Source organism: Pseudoalteromonas sp. SR41-7, assembly GCF_014163935.1.
Lineage (GTDB): Bacteria > Pseudomonadota > Gammaproteobacteria > Enterobacterales > Alteromonadaceae > Pseudoalteromonas > Pseudoalteromonas distincta.
In genome coordinates, this window is record NZ_JACJEF010000017.1 from 69,579 (window position 1) to 88,163 (window position 18,585).

At 42.8% G+C, this 18,585-nt stretch carries 12 protein-coding genes and 1 tRNA gene; 8 read left to right on the top strand and 5 right to left on the bottom strand.

The genetic code is table 11. From position 1 onward, the window contains the following. Window positions 1-15: 15 nt before the first annotated feature. Genes H5092_RS17885 through H5092_RS17920 form a run of 8 tightly spaced genes read left to right on the top strand, consistent with a single transcriptional unit; the run spans window position 16 to window position 16,489 of the window. Window positions 16-1,626 (top strand): hypothetical protein, encoded by a 1,611-nt coding sequence (locus H5092_RS17885; RefSeq protein ID WP_182734412.1) that lies wholly within the window; start codon window positions 16-18, stop codon window positions 1,624-1,626. Then, window positions 1,626-5,672: a DUF1983 domain-containing protein gene (locus H5092_RS17890; protein WP_182734414.1), complete on the top strand. Its 4,047-nt coding sequence runs from the start codon at window positions 1,626-1,628 to the stop codon at window positions 5,670-5,672. Before H5092_RS17885 ends, H5092_RS17890 begins: the two co-directional genes overlap by 1 nt. Before the next feature lie 38 nt (window positions 5,673-5,710). Next, window positions 5,711-6,127, top strand: a complete 417-nt coding sequence (locus H5092_RS17895; RefSeq protein ID WP_182734416.1) for a hypothetical protein — start codon at window positions 5,711-5,713, stop codon at window positions 6,125-6,127. A 5-nt stretch (window positions 6,128-6,132) separates the two neighbouring features. After that, window positions 6,133-6,765, top strand: a complete 633-nt coding sequence (locus H5092_RS17900) for a hypothetical protein (RefSeq protein ID WP_182734419.1) — start codon at window positions 6,133-6,135, stop codon at window positions 6,763-6,765. A 9-nt stretch (window positions 6,766-6,774) separates the two neighbouring features. Continuing rightward, window positions 6,775-7,209, top strand: a complete 435-nt coding sequence (locus H5092_RS17905) for a hypothetical protein (protein ID WP_182734421.1) — start codon at window positions 6,775-6,777, stop codon at window positions 7,207-7,209. Beyond that, entirely contained in the window at window positions 7,209-7,466 is a 258-nt protein-coding gene (locus tag H5092_RS17910) for a bacteriocin (protein WP_182734423.1), read from the top strand. Before H5092_RS17905 ends, H5092_RS17910 begins: the two co-directional genes overlap by 1 nt. A 10-nt stretch (window positions 7,467-7,476) precedes the next feature. Then, window positions 7,477-8,652, top strand: coding sequence for a hypothetical protein (locus tag H5092_RS17915; RefSeq protein ID WP_182734425.1), 1,176 nt, complete (start codon window positions 7,477-7,479; stop codon window positions 8,650-8,652). 1 nt (window position 8,653) lies between these two features. Next, window positions 8,654-16,489 carry an LPD38 domain-containing protein gene (locus H5092_RS17920; RefSeq protein ID WP_182734427.1) on the top strand — a complete coding sequence of 2,612 codons (7,836 nt, stop codon included), beginning with the start codon at window positions 8,654-8,656 and terminating at the stop codon, window positions 16,487-16,489. A 46-nt stretch (window positions 16,490-16,535) separates the two neighbouring features. On the opposite strand, the gene H5092_RS17925 is transcribed toward H5092_RS17920, so the two are convergent. From H5092_RS17925 to H5092_RS17945, 5 genes are all read right to left on the bottom strand, one after another. Beyond that, window positions 16,536-16,745: a hypothetical protein gene (locus tag H5092_RS17925; protein ID WP_182734429.1), complete on the bottom strand. Its 210-nt coding sequence runs from the start codon at window positions 16,743-16,745 to the stop codon at window positions 16,536-16,538. A gap of 44 nt (window positions 16,746-16,789) precedes the next feature. Further along, window positions 16,790-17,185: a type II toxin-antitoxin system YafO family toxin gene (locus H5092_RS17930; RefSeq protein WP_182734431.1), complete on the bottom strand. Its 396-nt coding sequence runs from the start codon at window positions 17,183-17,185 to the stop codon at window positions 16,790-16,792. A gap of 10 nt (window positions 17,186-17,195) precedes the next feature. Further along, window positions 17,196-17,723, bottom strand: a complete 528-nt coding sequence (locus H5092_RS17935) for a hypothetical protein (protein ID WP_182734433.1) — start codon at window positions 17,721-17,723, stop codon at window positions 17,196-17,198. A gap of 353 nt (window positions 17,724-18,076) precedes the next feature. After that, on the bottom strand, window positions 18,077-18,286 hold the full coding sequence (locus H5092_RS17940; protein ID WP_182734435.1) for a hypothetical protein: 210 nt from the start codon (window positions 18,284-18,286) through the stop codon (window positions 18,077-18,079). 181 nt (window positions 18,287-18,467) lie between these two features. Further along, window positions 18,468-18,544, bottom strand: a tRNA-Pro gene (locus tag H5092_RS17945). Between the last annotated feature and the right edge of the window lie 41 nt (window positions 18,545-18,585).

Here is an 18,585-nt window from a genome sequence, read left to right on the forward strand (position 1 = left end):
AAATAAGCGAATCCTATGCCTGCAATATCCGTAAAAACTTTTGCCGGTGAACGGCCTAAAATCGATCCGCGATTACTTCCCAATGAATCAGCATCTAAAGCTTATGGTTGTCATTTTGATAATGGCAACCTATCGCCTTTAAGACTTCCTGAGTTGACAGACGTATCGGTGATCTCGAACGCAAAAACAATTTACCATTACTTAGATCAGTATTGGTTTTCATGGAATAAAGCAGTTAATGCCGTTGCGAGCCCAATTGCAAACGACCCTTGGCAACGCGTTTACTTTACGGGTGATGGCTACCCAAAAGTAACTAACAACGCTATTTTTAGCGGTTCTAATATGCCGGCTAGTGCTTATCGCCTTGGCGTTCAATCGCCAGAAGTACCGATAATCGCCATTGTTACCGATGCGGCTACCGATGAAATAGATCCTAACGATGATGAAACACGCTACTACACGCACACGTTTGTCACAGAGCAGGGTGAAGAAGGACCGCCGGGCGAAGCGTCACAACGTATTGATATTAGATACCCGGATGAAGAAGGCACATACGTAACGCTTGCTTTATCGCCGCCAAATGTAAATGCGTCAAACATTACGCATCGCAGAATATACAGAACGGCAACCGGCGGAGGCATAGCAGATTATTTATTTGTGGCAGAGATACCAATATCACAAAACCAATTTGTTGATGATATTCCAACAGACGAGCTAGGATCATCGCTTGATACTTACGACTATGAAATGCCGAACGAAAACATGAAAGGCTTAACGTCGATGGCAAACGGTATTTTGGCCGGCTTTTTTGATAGCACTGTTTGCTTTAGTGAGTCATACCTTCCTTATGCTTGGCCGAGCGGTTACCAGCTAACAACCGAGCATGAAATTGTAACCGTTGCTGCGCTTGGCAATACGCTTGCAGTATTAACAAAGGGCTACCCTTACTTATTCAGCGGTATTAGCCCTGACGCAATGGCCGGGCAAAAGCTAGAGTCTAATCAATCATGCACAAGCGCACGCTCAGCGGTAATCGTAAACGGCACGCTCATATATGCAAGCCCTGACGGTTTGATAGGTTTAACCAGTGGCGGGTTAACCATGCTAACTAACCAGATAATAACGCGTGAACAGTGGCAAAAATACGAACCAGAAACAATAGAGGCGTACCACCAAGAGGGCCGCTATTTAGCTTTTTATGGAGCCAACTTAGACAAGGCGTTTATTTTTGATCCGAATACCGGTGATTTTAGACACTTTACGGCCAAAGCTGATTGCGGATTTAACAGCCTTGTTGATGACACTCTGTATATTTGCCAAGGCGCGGACTTGAGCAAATGGGGTGAGTCTAACGAGCTTACAAGCTATGAATGGAAATCTAAGGACTTTTCAGCGAGCGACCTAAGCTTTGCATGTGCAATGGTAAAAGGAGTCGATACAGAGCTTTCAGGGGTTCGCATTTACGCCGATGAAGTAGAGATATTGCATTTAGCGCCAGGGCAAATACCCAGCATGGCATTTAGATTGCCACCTAATCGCGGTGATAAGTGGTCATTTGAGGTTTATGGCAAAGGCACAATACACAGCGTTTCTATTGCAACAACCATGAGAGAGGTTGCGGCTTAATGGCAAAATTAAAAAAAGGCACGTTCCCTGGCATAGTAAGAAAAGGCCGGCAAGATCCCACTAGTAGCGCTATTACTGAAAATATAGAGCTGCTAACAGGCCAGCGAGGTAATAACAGAGCTTTATTAATGAGCGACCTTGTTGATCTTGATGATATGAAGCGCCAAGCACTTATTAATAATGCGAGTGGCGGCACCAATGATGGTGGACTTCCAATTACAACAGGTGGCGTGGAAAGACCGCACGCGCCTGTCAACCTATCGGCCACAGGTGGCTTTACATTTATAGCCGTTAGCTGGGATCACCCCACCTATAGAGGCCATGCTTACGCTGAAATATGGCGCAGCGAAACAGACTCATTTAACAGTGCCACGCTAATAGCGACAGAAGTTGCGGACGTATTTAGCGATACTGTAAATATGGGAGCTGAATATTACTATTGGGTTCGCTTTGTAAATATTGCCGATGTAAAAGGACCAACGCAGGGCGCAAGCGGTGTGCACGCTAAAACACAGAAGTCGGCAGAGCTTATACTTGGTGAAATTGGCGGGCTTATAGAGAAATCGCATTTGAGTGATTTTCTATCAACGGCAGTCGATAAAATACCGGGGCTGGAATACTTAATTGAAGATGTTGCTTTTAATGAAATACCAGCATTAAAAGTCGACATAGATAACTTTGATTTAGATATAGACGCGTTGCGCGCCGATGTTGACCAGCATTTAATTGATATTCCCAGCATACAAGAGCGCATAGAAAGCCTAGATACTATTACGGAGCAGGCAAAGCAAGATGCTGAGGATGCGATAGACAGAGTAGAGGCACTAGACTTTGATACGGACTCATTAGCTAGACAGTTAATCGAAAGCGCACTTATAGGCGATCTTAATTGGGAAGCTAACGCAGTTAAGCTCTATGAGTTTGAATCTAAGCTTGGTAATGTTAATGCTCGCATAGAAGCCGAGTTTTTAACAAAGACAGAAGCAAATGAAGCCATAGCCGCTGCAGCAGAAACCATACAGGTAATGATAGAGGAAAATGGAACCGCGTTAAGTGGCGACATTGCAAATACCTACTACACCAAAGCGACTACAGACGAAGCGATAGCCGCTGCAACGCAAACGCTTAGATCATTAATTGAAAACCCCGAAGGCGACAGCGTAGGTGCTACGCTATTTAACGATTATTACACATCTACTGCGACAGACAATGCAATAGCAGCTTATGGCCTACAGTTAAAAAGCGAGATAGAAGATCCAGACGGGGAAAGCTTAGGCTCGCTAATAAAACAAGATTACAGCACTACGGTAGAAACTAATTCAGCTATTAGCCAGGCAACAACGCAGCTTAAATCTACGATAGACGAAGAAGTAAGCGCGACACTCACGCAAGATTACTACACCAAAGTAGAGGCCAATAACGCAATAACATCATCGGCTCAATTGCTAAAGTCAGAAATTGAAGATCCTATGGGTAACAGCATAGGCGCTACGCTATTTCACGAATACAGCACAAAGGCCAGCGTAGAAGAAGCGGTATCAAGAGCTATATTTCAGCTAAGCAGTGAAGTTGAGCTTGCAAACGAGCCGTTAGCACAAGCTGTTATTGAAAACGCGCTAGCTAATGATCAGCAGGCAGACCAACAAAGAATTGTTACCGCCAGCATACTAAGGACCCAAGAGGCTACAACCAGCCAAACAGAGGCGTTAGCGCAATCAATCACGGTTATTGAAACAAACTTTCTCGAAAGCGAATCAAAATTAACGCAGTTAAGCGCGGCATTCTCTGACGCGACCAGCTCAACAGCAAGTGACATTTTACAATTAAATACAAAGGTAGATGAAAACAAGACATTTCTTGAGGTTAATTATCTAACGAAAGTCGATACAGAAAGCGCCATAAGCCAAGCAACAAGCACGCTGCAAAGCGCAATAGAAGGGGCTACCTCTGATATTTACGAAAACTTTTTAACCTCTGTAGAGACAGATCAAGCGATAAGCCAAGCCACAACAATACTAAAAAGCGAAATTGAAGATCCGCAAGGGAATAGTATTGGGGCAACTTTATTTAACGAGTATGAAACCAAAGCAGATGCGGAGCAGTCAAGCGCAACAACAAACCAGCAATTAAGGGCAGAGTATGAAACAAGCGCTATAGCCGTAATAGAAAACGCTTTAGCTAACGACTTGGAGCAAGAAAGAAGGACCATATCAGAAGCAGATATAATACAAAGGCAAAATGTTTTTGCTAATGAACAAAGCTCTTTTGCTGAGTCATTAACTGTTTTGAATGTCGCGCTTGGCGAAAATAACTCAACACTTTATGAGTTACAAACAGTATTTGCTAGCAATACCGAGACAACCGCAGAGCTAATAGAAAAGCTAGATAGTGATATTGCAGGCGTTTCAGCCGATCTTTTGAATAACGACTTAACTAGCGCAAAGGTAGGCGAGGCAATAGCCAGTGCTGATACTGCGCTACGTGCAACTATTGAAGATCCCGAAGGTGATAGCATTGGCGCTGATCTGCAGCTTAACTATTACACAAAAACGGATACAGAAAGCGCAATAAGTTCGGCAACGAACGTACTCAGGTCACTTATCGAAGATCCCGAAGGTGATAGTATTGGCGCGCTTCTTATTAGCAACTACACAACAAAAACGGAATCAAATCAGGCAATAGCAACGGCTTCGGAGACATTGCTATCAGAGGTGGGCGAGGTTCGCTCATCTTTACAAACAGTAAGCGAGACAGTCGCAACGAACCAAGGCGAGTACAGTGCATTATGGGGTGTTAAGTCTACTGTAAATGGACTCACAACGAGTCTTGGCCTTGTTAATGATGGTGTTGAACCTATATTCGCAGTTAAAGGCGCTAAGTTTTCTATAATAACAGATCAAGATCCTACTAACTTAACACCTGTCTTTGCGGTGTCGGAAGGCAAAACAGTTATTAATACTGCAATTATTGACGAGGCATTTATAAAAAGCCTTGTTACTGACGATCTGCTTGCAAATCGCTTGCTTGTTGGTTCAACACTCACAACACCGTCTATTAATTACAATCCAAGCAACGGCGCACGTAGCGGTAATTTTTCAATTGACCCTGGTGGAAACATGCTAGCAAAGAGCGCGACACTAGAGTCAGTTACTATTAAGGATAATAACGGCAACGTTGTAATGTCATCCACCGGCGCAATACCTTCATCCAAAGTTACCGGGCTAGGTAATTTAGCTTCTAAAGACTCGCTTGGTTATAACGAACTTAGCGGTAGGCCAAATCTAGGAACTTTCGCGTTTTTAAGTGAGCTAGGCTATAACGATCTGAGCGGAAAGCCTACACTTGGAAGTCTAGCCTCTAAAAATTCATTGTCTTACAACGAAGTGACAGGAAAGCCGGCATTAGGCTCGCTAGCCTACTTAAATTCACTTGCTTATGACAGCGTAACCGGCAAACCTTCGCTTGGACCATTCGCAGGACTTAGTAAAATATTGAGTTCAAATGTAACTACGTATATTGCTAATGGGGCCATTGGTAGCGCGCAAATAGATACGGCGTACATAAACTCCCTGTTTGGTCAGAACGCGAGCTTTTACGGCACTGTTTATGCGGAGAATTTAAGCGGTGATATAACAGATAGCGCAATAAAAGTGTTTCCTGTTAGAACAATGGATGCCAATCAATTAACAACTATTGCAACCCTAAACATTGGAAGTGCTAGCTTTGATCGAGTGCTGTATATGAGAAAAGCTTTGTTTACTATTACATACAAGGATGCGTCAGACACTAACTTTAGGTTTTTAATATACAAAGGCTCTACTAAGCTGATAGAAAAAACGGTAAGAAAAGATACTGGCGTATTGGAGGATGTACTTTTAACTATACCAACCTCTATAACGGGGGAGCTATCACTTAAAATGATAAGCAATAAAGGCGCTGAAACTATAGGCGGTGGTTTTGGAGGTACTATTTATCCAGGAACAACACCTTACTTAACTCAAGACGTTTTATTTCAGATATTCAAAAAGGGTTCTTCACTTTCCTAATGGATAAACCCCCCATAATAGGTTAATATTTTATCACAATGGAAAAGTCACACCTGCAATGCGTGTCATGGTATAAACACCGTGATCGGCTTAAAGAGCCAATAACTCGAATAGGTAATATTGCAAACGACCCATACCTATACCAAGAAATCGACAAAGCCTGCTCAAACGAGTGGGCTTTTTTGTTTTTGGTGCCAGATGGTTTTTTTATTTTGTGGCCTCGTCACATTGAAAACAAAACCTTTATCGAGATAACAGTAGCGTCATGCCACGGCGGGAATGCTACGCAGCGTTACCTACATCACATCATTAGACTTGCTAAATGCGGCAAGGCTCAATTTATCGAATTTGCAACCGCTAGACGCGGGTTTAACAAAGTAGCTCCCTCACATGGCTGGGCTCACGCTGGCGTGCGTGATGGTTTAACCGTGTGGCGACACTTTTTAGGGGATTAAGATTCATGGGTAAGTCCAACGAAGTCAAAGAAACAGAGTATGAGAAAGAGCTTGCCAAAGTGTACGGCGAAGAATGGGCTTACTACCAAGAAAGCATCGTGCCGTTTGAAAACCAAGTTATTGACGAAGCAAAGCAAGCCAATGACGCAAGCGTTTACGATGACATAGCCGAGAATACAAATCTTGGTTATAAAAAATCCTTTTCAGATGCCAGTAATAACGCACTTTCTAGCATGGAAGCGAACGGCATAAACCCAAATAGCGGCAAGTTCAAAAACGTTGTTAGTGATATGGCCGACAACGAAGCGTCAGTAACAAGCGATGCAAAATCACGCTCACAAGTTGCAGGGCAAGAACGTTACACAGGCAAGATGGCAAATGTTATGGCTATGGGGCAAGGGCAGTCACAGGAAGCGACAGCAACACTCAGTGACATTGCATCAAGTTCACAGCAAAAAGCGTTTAACGATGCAAGCAATAGCAGACAACAAAGCGACTCTATTTTAGGTGCGGCTGGCGCGGTTGCAGGTGCGGCCGGTAGTTATTACAGCAACTTGCCTGCGGATACTGGCCTTGCTGATATGGATAACGTGATCACTGGCACGCCAAATAACGACCCTAACAACTGGACTACATAGGAGAAATCTATGGAAGAAGAATTTGATTACGATATTTACAGTGTTGATAGCACAGATATTAGAACCGATAAATATCAAAACGCCTTAGCCGATCTAACTCGCCAGCAATTTGAAGATTATAAAACGCGCTTCTTACCGGTCCAGGAGGAATTATTTGGTTTAGCGACAAGCGACAAGTTGCTAAATGAACAGATGGTTCGCAATGAAAAAAATATAAGCACTTCTTTCAATCAATCGAAAGTGGCCGAGTCGCAACGCTTGGGGCGATACGGTTTAACGCCAGATGAAACAAAGCAAAGCAGCGCCAATACAGGTTTATTAAAAAGCCTAACAACGGCCTCTGTAAACAACGAAACACGCGAGTCAGTAGACGATTTGCAAAACTCAATTCTAACGGGGCAAGGCGGCGCGCCTAAGTCTCTAGCTGATATAGGTGGTAAATAATGGCTTATTCAATCCTGCAAGCAGGTCAAAGCACAAAAGATAAGGCTACAGGCTCGCTTAAATCTCTATCTGATATGGAACAAAACCGCGATATGACTAACGAAAACTTAGACCAGCAGCAGAAAAGCGCACAGATAAGCGCTACAGGTACGGGTATTATGGCTGGCGCAATGATCGGCGCGGAAATAGGGGCCGTTGGTGGCCCTTGGGGCGCGGCTATTGGCGGTGCTATTGGTTTAGTTGCGGGTTCGCTTTAAGGGGTAATGTATGGCAGGCGCATTTGTAGACGGGGCGTTAAAGGGCTTTGAAATGATGGAACGCCATCAAGCACGCAAGGACAATAAAGCTCGCCTTGCTGATATGGATAAGCGAAACGATCAGCGTTATCAAGACGGCCTTGATAGACAAGCTCAGCTTGATAATGAGCGCGTTCAAAACCGCAAGCAGGACATTAAGTTTCGTGAAAACCAAGCTAATCAAAATAGTGAATATCGCAATAAAACACTAGAAGCTAACCAGCAACAAAGGCAGTGGGAGCAAAACTATAAAACGCAACAAGATATATGGGAAAAAGACCAGCCAGCAATACCTTTAGCGTGGCAGTCATTCAGAGAAACAGGCCAAATACCGGAAGATTTAAACGATGTGCTTTCGCGCAACAAAGGCATGGACCCGCGTACTTACATGAAACCTGAATATCGTGAAGCGGTAAAAGGATTAAGCACAAAGCTTGATACCGTTATTAAAAGTGGAAATATGGCACAAGCCAACTCCCCTGAAACCATCAAGCTATTTGATGGCGTGTTTGGCGACAAAATAAAAGCGTCCATTGGCCAGTATGACGAAGCTGTAAAGTCAAAAATTGCTAATGTTGAGTTTGCTGGTTTTGTGCCGGCAGAACGTGAAGATGGAAGCGTAGCCCTGGCGTTACAAGTTACCTATGAAAATGGCTCAAAAAAAGTAAAGCCAATGACTAAGGGCCGAACGTCTGAGGGCGATGATCCTGTAATGACCTACACGCCTAAAGAGCTAGTTAGCACCATCAAAACACGCGCAATGATGGCAGATATGATAGAGCGCCCGGAATATTGGGACAAAATGGGGACCGAAGTTGCTGCAAACTTTGGCCGTGGCACAAAAGCCAGCTCAAGCCGTGGAAGCAGTAACGATTACCAAAAACAACTTAACTCTATTCAAGATGAAATGACCAAAGCACTTGCCAAAATAGAAAGTGAAGGAGTGATGGTATATCCAGACGAGACAGCACGCACGGCGGCTAAAAAGCGAGTATCAGAGCTATATGAAAGCAGAGTTAACCAGTTGAAAAAAGCTTATGGCGTTGAAGTATCTAGCGTTGAAGGCACAGACAAGGGGGTTGATCTAGAAGGGCTTAGCGATGAAGAATTACTACAACAACTTACCGGTGCGTTAGGAGCGCAATAACATGGCAGATAAATTACAACTATTAATTGAAGCTAACGAACGCGGGCTATTAAAAGGCAAGCATAAAGCCATGTATGATGAAGCACTGAACCGTGGCCTTATAAAACCAAGTAAGCCAAAAGCCGAAGGTAGCTTATCTGCAGCATTTGGCGCAGGCGTTGATAAAGTACAGGAGCTAGGCTATCGAGCGGTTAAGGGCTTTACTGACGTTGGTGTGCCAGAAGAAGAGCAAACAGACGCAATAGGCCGCACTGTAGGTCAGGGCGGTACATTATCTAAATGGGCTCAAAAAGGGATTGATCGCAATGTTGAAGAGCAGCAAGAATACGAACCAACAGTTAAGTCATATAAAGACATTGATGGTCTTGGCAGCTTGGGCAGTTACACCGGCGAGCTAGTTGCAGGTTCAATTCCTTACATGGTAGGCGCGGCTACCGGTGTTGGTGCGTTTGGTATGGCTGGCGGTTTGTCTAACGAAGCATACGAGAAACAACCAGAAGGCGAAAAGGACGAAGTTAAAGCCGTGGCAGCCGGTGCCGGCCAAATGTTACTTGAGCGTTTAGGTATCAAAGTTAGCATGGGCCAACTTGGTAAAGACATTTTAAAAGATGGCGTAGTCGAAACGGCTAAACGAATGGGCAAGGGCGAGCTTGTTGACGCTGTGCGCGATCCAAGTTTTGCTAAGCGCATATTCAAAGGCGCAGTAGGCGAAGGCTTAACAGAAACAGGCCAAGAAGCTTTGGCGCAATGGGGCGCAGGCAAAAGCATTGATGAATTTGAAGGGCTAGACGAAGCCTTTGTTGGTGGCCTCTTGGTTGGTGGCGTTATGCGTACCGGCTCAGAAACGGCGCTAAAGGCTATGGGTTACCAACAAAAAACAGCCGAAGCCGTTAAGCAAGGCGCTGATCAGTTGGTTGAAGCTGGTTCATCACCAGAAGAAGCAATTAAAACAGTTAAAAATCAGCAGTATGACGCAGCTATTAAGCAGGGTTTTACAGAGGTTGAAGCGTCAGCAATTGTTGCGCGCACAATGAAAGAAAAGTTTGGTATTGATGATCCCGTATTTACTGCCGCAGCAGAGCCGGCAATAACGCCAGAAACGGATACAGAAGCAGAACCAGCGCAAACCATACCAGAAGATATAGAAACGCCTGCATTTAAAAGTGATGATATTGATTACGATGCGCCAACAGCCGCAAGACAAGCAGGCTTTGACCAAACAGCAAAAGCAGCCGGTCAGTATGGCGATATGCTTACAAGTCCGTCTCAGCAGTCTTTAAGAGATTTAGAGGCAGGCAATAACGCACCTACTGTAGACGAACGAGTAAAAGCAGCAGCGTTTGATAAGTCACCAACGCCAGAAGATCGCTTTAGCCCAATCAAGTACCAGCACGAAGGCGAGTTATTAAGTCCAGAAGCACAAAATGCGCAAAGCATAGACAACGCACCTATAGACGAGCAAGTAGTGCCAGAGCAAGGAAAGTTGCCAACGACAGAGCAAACTAAAAGCCGTGAAATGCGCGAGCAGGCACAAGCTGATCTTGAGTCGCAGCCTAAAGGTATTGAGCAAAAGGATATTATTTTTGGCGAAGATGGCAGTCCAAAGCAGCGCGCAGCAGAGCAGGTTAAGCAAGCCGGAAAAGACTCGCAAAATTTATTACCACAAAAAGATATTGTATTTGCCGGTAACGAAAGCGGCGTTAATGTTGCTAAAAATGGTGAAGCATTTAAAACGAAACGCGATGCGCTACTAAGTAAAGAAGCACGCGCAGCACGCAGAGCCGGCCACAAAACAAAAGCGGTTAGTTTTGATAATGGCTTTGGCTGGACGATTAAAGGTGATGATGGCACCAAGCAAGATTTAGAACAGCCGGCAGCGGTTCAAAACCCTGATACGGTTGCGCAAAATGAGCAAGATGATCAAACGCAACTAGAACAACAAGAAGGCGAAGCTTTATCTTTAAACGTTGATGCGTCACAAATAAAGGACGAAGAAGATAAGAGCATAGCAGGTGAAATGCTTGATGATGAGTGGCAATCTTTTACCAAGGAGAGCGGCACCAAAAATATACCGCGTTCAGAAATGCCACAGATCAAAGCTGAAAATCGCGGCGCTATGGTTAATTTTATGAAAGCGCGTGACATAGTCAGTGAAAAAGATGAAGTGCCGGCAAGCTCATTAAAGCCGACACAGCAAGAATTTTCGCCAGCGAAAGTAAAGCAAGCGAAAGAGTTTGAAGGCGGCAACCGCTCTATATTGGTATCGAATGACGGATATGTACTTGACGGCCATCACCAGTGGCTAGCCGCCCGCGAAAAAGATGAAACCGTAAAAGTAACCCGCTTAAATGCGCCAATTGAGCAGTTAGTGCCATTGGCCAAGGAAATGCCCAGCACTGAAACGCAAGGCAATGCTGGTAAACTAAATGCCACTGGTAATGAAGAACTTGCCACAACTGGTAAATTAAATAGCAATAATGGTAAACAATCTGAGCAAAAAGGCGTTGAAACTGCCGAGACTGCTAAATTAACTGAACAAGAGCCGGCAACTACTGACCAGCAAGCCGAGCTACCGCCGATACTAAAAACCACTAAGCGCAAGTGGCTGCAAAGCGAAGCTAAGAAACAGGGACTAAAAAAGGGCTCGCCAGGCATTGATGTTGCCATGGCTAAAATAGAAGAAGGTTATGAACTAGCCATTGATAAAGCACTTGCGGAATCTTCCTTTGAAACGTATCAAGAGTTTAATGGCGATACACCTGAAAGCATTAACCGAAAAGCATACGGAGAACTGCGCAAAGAATTTGGACTAGATGATCAGCCAACTGAAAAGCCACAAGAGCAAAGCGCAACACAAACTAACGATACGGAAAAGCCTAACAGCTCAGGCAGAACAAAAACTGACGAGCCAAAAGCACAAGAGCCTGAAACTAACGAGCAGCAATCAGTAGCCAATCAAGCAACGCTCAAGCAAGAAAGCATTGATGACTTTGGTGAAAAGCTTGGCGGCGCACGTAAAGATGCATGGGGCGGTTTTAGTGAGGCAATACAAGATCAGCAAAGCACGACTGAGCTACCATTAAGCAGGGCATGGCCTGAACCTAACTACAAAGAGCTTGTAGAAAAAGGAGTTAGTGCGGAGTCAGTAGCGCTAATTGCTGCAATGAGAAGCGAAATACCGTCAAAGCCACGAGTTGCTCGTAAGGTTGCAAGATGGGCAGAAAAAGTTAATACCCTAAAATCGTTTGCATCAGACTTAATGAGCGGTGAGCGTGATGTAGCAAGTGTTATGCAAAGAATGCGTAATCACAGCTCAAACTTATCGGCAATTGTTGACGCGATCCCCTCTATTGCAAAGGCCGACACTGAAACATTAAAAATCGTTTCTGGCTACCGTATAAATTCTGGCAGTTTCTCTGTATTTGGCGGTAAAACATACTCGCCTAGTAAGGTGTTTTACTTTATAGAGCGAAATGGGCGCCCTATTTATGATGGTGCTAGTGAATCACTAAGTAATGTACAGGCATTACTAACTAAAGCAATTAAAGCGGACCAAGCCGATGGTTCCAATGCTACAAACGGTAAAAAAAGTAAAATCAGTGTTTATCGTGACCGATACACTAAAGATATTTATCTAGGGTGGAAAGGTGCAAGCGGTGTTTTAAAAATAAAATCATTTAACGATTTAACTGCCGCCAGAGAATATCTTAAAAATAACCGTCAAGAAGTCGAGCAAACGCTACAGAAAATAAAAGAAACACCTAGTATGCGTAAGCCGGTTAATGCCGAACGCATAGGGCCAGAACGCTATGCTGAAAATGTAACGCCTGATACGTTTGGTGAAACGTTTGGGTTTAGAGGTGTAGAGTTTGGTAATTGGGTAGAACAAGCTAAGCGCCAAAAGAATCTAAACCAAGCTTACGATGGACTAATGGATTTAGCTGAAGCATTAGACTTACCACCAAAAGCATTAAGTTTAAACGGTAAGCTAGGGCTTGCATTTGGTGCGCGAGGTAAAGGCGGCAAAAATCCTGCAGCTGCACATTACGAACCAAACAGCGTTGTTATTAATCTCACTAAAAAAGCCGGTGCAGGTTCTCTAGCGCACGAATGGTGGCACGCACTTGATAATTATTTTGGCAAGCAAAGACCTAATACGGAGTTTATAACTGAGTCGCCATACACACTATCCACAGATGAAATTCGCCCTGAAATGGCAAACGCTTTTAAACATGTAAGAAATGCCATCGTGCAAAGCGGATTGCCTGAGCGCTCAAAGCAATTAGACACCAGACGTTCTAAAGCTTATTGGGCAACGACTATCGAAATGACAGCGCGATCATTTGAAACTTACATTATAGATAAATTAAAACAGCAAGGCATAACTAACGATTACCTTGCAAATGTAGTGTTTGATGAAGCGTGGACTGCTTCGGAGTCACTAGGTTTAGAATCAGATAACACCTACCCATACCCAAACAAAACTGAGCAAGACAAAATAAACTCTGCTTACCAGACCTTGTTCGACACTATAGAAAACGAAAATACCAACGATGGAATACGTTTATTTTCTAAGTCTAAAAAAGCAAGCAATGCCAAAAAAATAAGTGCAGATGAGGCGCAATTAATAGCAGATAAGTTTATCAAAGGTTTAAAAGGTGCTAGCGGCATTACTGCGAATGTAATTGAGGACACTAAAACTGCAGAGAAGTTATGGCGTATGAGCTTAGATGGCTCAAATGTAAAAGGAGCTTACAGTGAAAGTAGTAAAACTGTTTATGTGATAGCAGAAAATATTGAAAGCATGCAGGATCTTAGGCAAACATTGGCGCATGAAACTATCGCGCATGGTGGACTTGATACGGTTATTGGTAAAGAGGCCAAACAAGAGTTTATTGATCGAATTAAAAAAACTAAAGGCCGCAAGGCATTTGAAAAGTACTGGAAGGATGCAAACAACGATTATTGGGATTCAAGCCAGGACGTTAAAGCTGAAGAAATATTTGCCCGCTTTGTAGAGAGCGAACCAAATAAAGGCGAAGTTAAATATTGGTGGAATGCACTTAAACGCTTTGTGCGTGCACAACTTGATAAGCTTGGCGTTGTTTATCGTGAGGATGATGAAATAACAGCAATGCGTGAAATGCTAGAAAGCATAGTTAAAGGATTTAAAGCGCAACGTGAAACATCAAGCAATCAGAGCTCGAGCTTGGCATATAGCCAATCAGATAAAAAATTTAGCCGCATAGTCGAAGAAGATACCCGTACACCGAAACAAAAGCTAGGACTCCAAGAGCAAACGCGTGAAACCATAGCCGATAAAGCCAAAGCTAAAGCAAGCGAAACCGTTGATACGCTAAAAAGCTCATCATTTTGGCAGCGCTTAAATGAGGGCGTGTTTGATGGTTTAGCTGGAATTAAGCGAGCGGAGGAGAGTGCGGGGGTAACTGATCCTAATAAACAGGGTTATGTTAGCGCTCGTTTAGCTAGCGGTCTTTCGGATGTATTGCATGGTGTATTTAATTACGGTGCACCAGTATGGAAAGATGGCATTATTCAGCGCAAAGAAAACACGAAAGGCTTGCTTGAAGTGTTTGGCATGGTAGGAGATGACCTAAACAATTGGCTTGCGTGGATGGGCGCAAACCGCGCTGAAAAATTAAAGGTGCAAGGGCGAGAAAACAACTTAACCCAAACTGATATTGATGAATTAAAAGCATTAGCTAATGGTAAAGAAGAACTGTTTGAGCAGACCCGGCATGAATACAACAAAGTAAACTCTGCCATTCTTGATGTGGCACAGGGCGCAGGTTTATTAAGTAGCTCGCAACGCAGTGGCTTTGATGAAGAATACTACGTACCGTTTTTCCGTGATATGGGAGAAACAAACGGCGAGCTAGACGATATTAAACGCATGATAGTAGAGCCGCATATGCGTAAAGGTATTGCCAGCCAGTCAGCTAAAATTAAAGAGCTTAAAGGTGGTGAGCAATCAACTAAAGACTTGCTTGAGAATATAATATCCCGTCAAAGCACGTTGCTAGATGCCTCCCTAAAAAATAAAGCTATGCAAGAGGTAACCGACAATCTTGTTGGGACTGATTATATGCAGGCAGAGGCAAGCGAAGAAATAGCCAACTTGAGCCAGCAAGACCTAAATAAACTACATCGTGTAAAGGTAATGCGTAACGGTAAAGCACAGGCTTATATGGTAAGTGACCCTGCATTACTAAGAGCGCTAATTCAAATAAATGATGCTGGCAGCCAGAGCTTATTCAACAGAATGGGGCGAAGCGCAAAACGGTTTTTAACAGCAGGTATAACCTTATCCCCAGACTTTATATTTAAAAACTTTGTACGTGATGCGGCGCATGCTTGGATGATCAATAAAGATGGCTTTACGTTTGGTAGTGACAGCATAAAAGGACTTAAAAAAGCATTTAAAGAAGATGAAGCCTATCGCGATTTAATATTTAGCGGTGCTGCATTCCAAGGCGGCTATATTCATGGCGCGGATCCTGAAGCAGCAGCGCAGCAAACAAGGCGGGCACTTCGCAGTAAGGGATTAACTTCAAATGAAATAGACGGCTATCTTGATACCGTTCTCAATAGCGGCGCAGAGCTACTAGAAAAATACAGAGGGATCAGCGATAAGGTAGAAAATGCAAACCGACTAAGTACGTATGAAGCGGCGCTTGCAGCAGGTAAAAGTAAACGGCAAGCAGCGTATGAAAGTAAGGATTTAATGGATTATAGCTTGAAGGGTAACTTTAAACTTATTGGCACCATGATTGATATGTTGCCTTTTTTTAATGCACGTTTGCAGGGCATGAGTAAGCTAGTTAGAGCAGCAAAAGCAAGCAGTGATGATCGAGTATTGAGAGTGCTTAGTGCAAACTTAGCAATGAAAGGTATTAAGGTTGCAGCGTTTAGCCTGGCATTGGCCGCAATGAATGATGACGATGAAGATTATCAAGAATTGCCGGATTGGGATAAGGATATGAACTGGCATATTTTCGCAGATGGTGAGCATATAAGAATACCTAAACCGTTTGAGCTTGGTATTATTTTCGGCACGCTACCAGAGCGCATGTTTCACTACGGAACAGGAACACAAACGGACAAGGATTTAGGTAAAGCGGTTGCCAATGCTGTATTTAATACAATGGCATTAAACCCTATACCACAAATGGTATTACCGGCAGCAGAGGTTATGATAAATAAATCATTCTTCAAGGGCTCACCAATTGAAGGTATGGCAGATGAAAATAAGCAGGCAGAGGACCGTTACAATGCCTACACAAGTGATACCGCAAAAGCGATAGCTCAACAGTTCGGTGTATCGCCTAAGAAGGTAGAGCATTTAATCAAAGGCTACACTGGCACTATTGGCGGTTACGTGCTGGGAGCTAGTGACGTTGTGGCTCGGCAGATTATGGGTAAAGAGTCACCAGAAACACCGGTTAGTCGCTACCCTGTAGTTAAAGCTTTTTATCAAGGAAGTGGACCGAAAACCAACACCAAATTTGCAAATGATTTTTATGAAGCCTTGGACGCAGCAAACCAGGCTTACGGAAGTTATAAACGTGCAATGGAGTTGGGTGACACTGCAAGGCAGCAAGAGCTTATAGAAAAAGATGGTAAAAAGTTAAAGTCTAAAGCAACGCTTGCTAAAGTTCAGCGCATGATCTCTAAATTACGAAAAATGCAAAAAGCGATAAATGATAATGACAAATTAGACGGGAAACAAAAGCGCGAAAAGCTGGACGATGTTCAGCGCAGAATTAACGCCATTTATCACAAAGCTTATGTAACTTTAAATTTAGGTGAATGGTAGAAACAAAAAGCCCGCTTTAAAGCGGGCTTTTTAAAGAAGACTTTAGTTACATAGACTCTAGCTCTTTAACTTTGCTAATGGCAGCTACAAATTTTGATTTCTGTTCATCATTCCATTTGAACGTACTTAATCCTGGCGCAGGAGCAGAAGCTACGACTTTGCCTTGAAGGAGTTGCTTAGAGATTTCATCATGTATTGCACTAGTAGATAAAGGAAGCCTAACATCATTTGCGGCAGTATTAGCATTATATTCCATAAAAGAATCCTCCCTGAGCATCGAATCAACGATTCTAATTCTACTTAGTACCTATCGCGAAAATCTTCAGCTATTTTCTTAAAATCCCTCATAGTACTACCGTTTCGGCATTTTTTATGTGCATCATCTTTAATTATAGCCATTACAAGGTGAGCATTATCATTCATATACCCATATGTGTATACAATGTAAGAATCAGATGTTCGCTTTTTTTCCCAGGTACTTGGGCAAGATATCCCATCTATGAAAACATGCAGATGGTGAACTTCGGCATCTTCAATTCCTTCAGGCCTTTCAAAAGGAGCATTTCTACCGATGTAATGAGGTTTTTTAGTTTCAGAAAAGTAAGCTTCAAGATCAGCTCGAAGAGGCTCAAGTTTAAATCCATATTGCTCTATGCCAGCTTCAAGTTTTGCACTAAATTCAACGCTTACTTCCATGTTTTGCTCTTCAGTGGATATTAAGTATTCGGTTTGTGACGATGTCTGCTGCAGTAAAAAACTCAACAGATGGTGTGAATTCATCATGATCAGAAGATATAAACTGGCCTTGGGCTTCTTTCAATACTCTTAAAATATTAGATATATTTTTCCGAAGTTGAGCCGTTTTTGCAACTAATGACTTTATATTTTCATGAATTTCTCTACCGTAATTTTTGTAGATTTCTTCATTGTGCTGGGCCCAGTTGCGTTTTAAGTACTGTGAAACAGCTCTTAGCAAAACGTCTGCAGTTTCCAAATCAGCCATATTCTCAAAAGTACCCGCTTCGAGGTCATCTGAATTAGCAATTTCAAAGTAAGCACTTCTAGCTTTCAGCAGAGTCTCGTCCAAACGAGCCAACTTATCTGCAAATTTTCGATTCAAATCCATGTTGCAAATTTCATCCTGACAAACAACAGTATTCGAACTAAATAACTTAGCTTCGTCATGTGCGGTAGCCGCACCCAAAGCACTGGAAACCAAAGTTGCTAACAACATAACAGTCCCCTTTAACATAGCGATACTCCTAGTATAGCGCATTACAAAATCTATCTTGTCGCTCGTGCAATAAAATAGTGCGCAAATTATCCATGTATTGAGATAGAAAACAAGATAAATCGTATTTAATTATATAAATAACTATACACACAACCCATTAATAAGGGCTTAATACAACATTTTCTACAATTAACTTTATATCAACATATACATATGCGATGAATATTTCAAGGGGGATTGGTAAATATGATTTTTTATTAATTGAGCTAAATTATTGATGGTAGAAAAATAAAATAAAGCGACTCAATAAAAAGCGCGCAATTAAGTGGGCTTTTACAGAGTATCGGATCAATCTACAATATTAAATTAGAGACAAAAATAAATGCGCCGCAGCATAAGCCAAAAAATAATGCGAAGGCTTCTTGTCTTTCACGCCATGCTGCTGAGCCCATATTTAAGAATAGCAAACTAAGTAAAATAACAGGCAAACCAAGAAGCCAAGTTAAATTGGTTCCAATTGATAAGCCAATGATCATACTGGCAAGCATTAAAAAAATGTGCATGCTTGTACGCCTTAAGTTAAACAATAATTAAAGGTAGCGAGTAATTGAAGTTAAGTCTACGAGTGATAGAAGGATATATTTACGTAAAATAGTTTTACCACAATATTACCACTATTTTACCACAGCGTTATTGCGAACTATTTTTAATTGGGTTTAAGATGTTGTTTTTGGAGGATTAAAATGGTCGGTATGGAGAGATTCGAACTCTCGACCCCTGCCACCCCATGACAGTGCGCTACCAAGCTGCGCTACATACCGACGTTGTTTGCAATAGTACGTGTATTTTTTTAAAAATCAAT